Below are 2907 nucleotides of genomic sequence, written 5' to 3'. Positions count from 1 at the left end.
GAACCGCTCTTTCTGAGTCAGATGTTTTCCCTGCATGCAACAGGCTCTCCAGTAGGGCCAGAGCGGTGATTTTATCCGGGTCTGGCCAGTGGGTCACTTTGTTGCGTTTCGAGTGGGAATGGGGCGGTGTGAGAACAGTGGGCAGAAGTGCAACAATACCGGCGAACGCCCATGGCACCGGTCCCGCAGGCGAGCATCCGCTCGATGACCAGTTTGGTCCATTCGGGGACGACGTTGCCGTGTTTAGCGAGTAACTGACCCCAGCCATCATCAATCTGGAAGAGGAGTTTTGCCGGTCGAGGTATGTGCATACACGGGATTATAGCGAGCTACGATGCCTGTAGAAACTCATTTTCTAACAGAGTCTTAGCTCCCGCCGCAGGCGGGCTACTGTTCTGATGTAAAAAGAACTACCCCCTCCCGGTAATAGTGGTGTATGATAAAAATTGATTAATAAAAAAATCAAATAACACTGGAAGAAAAAATGAAAAATTTAATAATCTTGGCTCACCCGGATATAAACAACTCTAACTACAACAGATATATCCTCAATGAGGTAAAGGGTGTTCCAGGCACGAAAGTAAATAATATATATTCATTGTACAAAAATTTCAAGATAGATGCTGAATCAGAAAAAAAAGACTTGTTGAGTGCGGAAAGAATAATCTTTCAATTTCCTCTATTATGGTATGGTGAACCGTCTCTATTAAAAACTTGGGAGGAACTTGTGCTTAGCCCAGATTTATGTTCTGGCCCTCTCGGAGATAAGTTGAAAGGCAAGGGGTTTTCTATATCAGTCACAGGTGGGGGATCACTAGAAGAATATGAAAGAAAAGGTATGAACTATAAAGCTGATGATTTGTGGAAGCCATTCATTTATCTTGCAAAGTATTGCCTAATGAATTTTGAGTCTATTATATACACAAGGGTTCCATATATTTCAGGTGATATTGATGGAGGGTGCAGTGATGAAGTTAAGAGGGTCATGAGGCCACATGTAGACAAAATGCTGGAGCTTTTGCGTAGACCAAATGTCCTATCTAATAAAGATATATTTTAATGCGATTATTTTGGTCTTTTTCAGGTGTATTAGTCGCGACTTGATGGTTAGGAAGCTCAATTGCATTTTTTTGAGCGCACTAACCATGAGTCGTAGCGTGACACATTCCCAGAGAGGGCGGGACCGCGAAGGGTTATACGTAAAAATGCCGGTTTTGCTGTGTTTTTAATCTAAAACCCATTTTTCAGGCGCACTTATCCAGAGTCGGTTCCTGAAGCCATCGTTTTTTCTCCATCCGCTGCAACCTGGTCGACAGTAATTCTGTTGCACGTCTGCCAGCCTCGGCACCGGCAAATCTCAACCGATCGCCGCACAAGATGCATTGGTACGGATCTGTGCCCAGGAAGCCTTTCATCAACACCGCGAACCCGGGCCGTTTGGGCTTATCCCGCACCGTCATCGACAGCGCTTCGTAGACCTTCGGCAACAGTTGGCCCCGTTTGCGGTTGGCCAAAAAGCCGTAGTAAGGGGTTCTATGCCGGAACCGCCGAAATTTCCGTTACCCCAGTTTCAGCCCGGAAACCAGCGTCTCCAGGTCAATAATCTCATTGTTGCTCTGGAAGGTGTAATGCCCGTTCAGCAAGATATGCTGCCAGGCCACCGGTGATATCCGGTTCAGAGCCTCAATACCTTTGATGTTATTTTCCGCTTCCAGTCGTTCCAGCAATCGAGATAGGATCGCGGAGTTGTAGTAAACGATCGCGTTGCAGATCAACCGCCCGCACTGATTACTGATTTCCGTTGCAATGTCATTTTTCCCGGTTAACTCTTTCTTTCCGCCGACTTTGGCTACCGCGGCGCGTAGCTGGTGATAAGACTCAACCCGGTTCTGAGAACGACGGATATTGCGTTCCAACTGCGGATCCCGCAGATACTTAAACGTGTAAATGCTGCGAACCAGCCGGTCATATTCAAATACCGCCTGTCTTGTCGGATTGGTTGTTGTGTACGTACACATTTTGCGGATCAGGGTTCCCTGCGTCATTTCTTTCAGCCCCAGCGTGGCGACGATGCGATCGAGATTGCTTTTTTCTCGAGTAATAAGGTTCAGGTCAATCTGTCCGGCGGGCTGGATCAGGCATTTTTTATAGGTCGATGGGTCTCGGGTACAGTACAGCTCCTGTAGTTGTTTGTTCAGATCAGTAAAATGAGGTTCAAAGCGCAGGCCAAACCAGTGCAGGATCGCAAAGTTGGCTTTGTTGATGCTGTGCATGTCGCCGGTGATGGCCGTGGGTTTTACCTCTGAGGTGTTGCGGTACCAGATATCAAAGACATGGTGGCCTTCATAGTCGTTTGTGCCAATCAGGTATCCGTTGATCGGGATGTGGTTACATAACAGTGTGTAGGCCACCATGCCTTTACCGCGGCCGAAGTATTTACGTGAATGCCGGGCTTTTACTGTTGGTCGTTCAACGCCAAATTTTTGCCCATCAACGGCACCATAAAGCGTTCCCGGATCAAACGAATAGAGCGGGAAAATCGGCAGTGCCTCTATGGCATCGGTGATGCAGTCATTGGCCGTGAGCAGTGATGCCAGCCGAAGGTATTGTTCATACGTGGTTTCCAGCACATGAAACGGAATATCGCTGGTTCGCGCCATGACATGGTTACCATGATTCATCGCCTGGGCAACGATGACCGCCATCAGGCTGTCTGCATCGGCTTCTTTTTTTGCATAGCGGGGTTGCAGCGGCTTCATGGCATGAAGAAACCGGCAGTGTGAGGTAGCCTGATTTTAACGGACACTCCTTCCTGAGTAGAATGGGATTAAAAGGAGTTCACTATGACCAGAAAAACTCAACGTTACTCGAAAGAATTTAGGGCCGAAGCCGTTAAAACCGTCTTGG

At 47.6% G+C, this 2907-nt stretch carries 2 protein-coding genes and 1 pseudogene; 1 reads left to right on the top strand and 2 read right to left on the bottom strand.

Annotated features, from left to right (window positions below):
* Positions 1–484 precede the first annotated feature (484 nt).
* A complete protein-coding gene (locus ACMV5H_RS25235; RefSeq protein ID WP_414822764.1) occupies positions 485–1060 on the top strand; it encodes an NAD(P)H-dependent oxidoreductase in 576 nt (191 codons plus the stop codon).
* 184 nt (positions 1061–1244) lie between these two features.
* On the opposite strand, the gene ACMV5H_RS25230 is transcribed toward ACMV5H_RS25235, so the two are convergent.
* Entirely contained in the window at positions 1245–1487 is a 243-nt protein-coding gene (locus ACMV5H_RS25230; RefSeq protein ID WP_414822763.1) for a hypothetical protein, read from the bottom strand.
* A 72-nt stretch (positions 1488–1559) separates the two neighbouring features.
* Positions 1560–2777: pseudogene (locus ACMV5H_RS25225) on the bottom strand (Tn3 family transposase); the annotation flags it as partial.
* Between the last annotated feature and the right edge of the window lie 130 nt (positions 2778–2907).

This window comes from Serratia sp. N21D137, assembly GCF_047530005.1.
Taxonomy (GTDB): Bacteria; Pseudomonadota; Gammaproteobacteria; order Enterobacterales; family Enterobacteriaceae; genus Chania; species Chania fonticola_B.
This window is presented reverse-complemented; position numbering and strand designations above follow the sequence as displayed.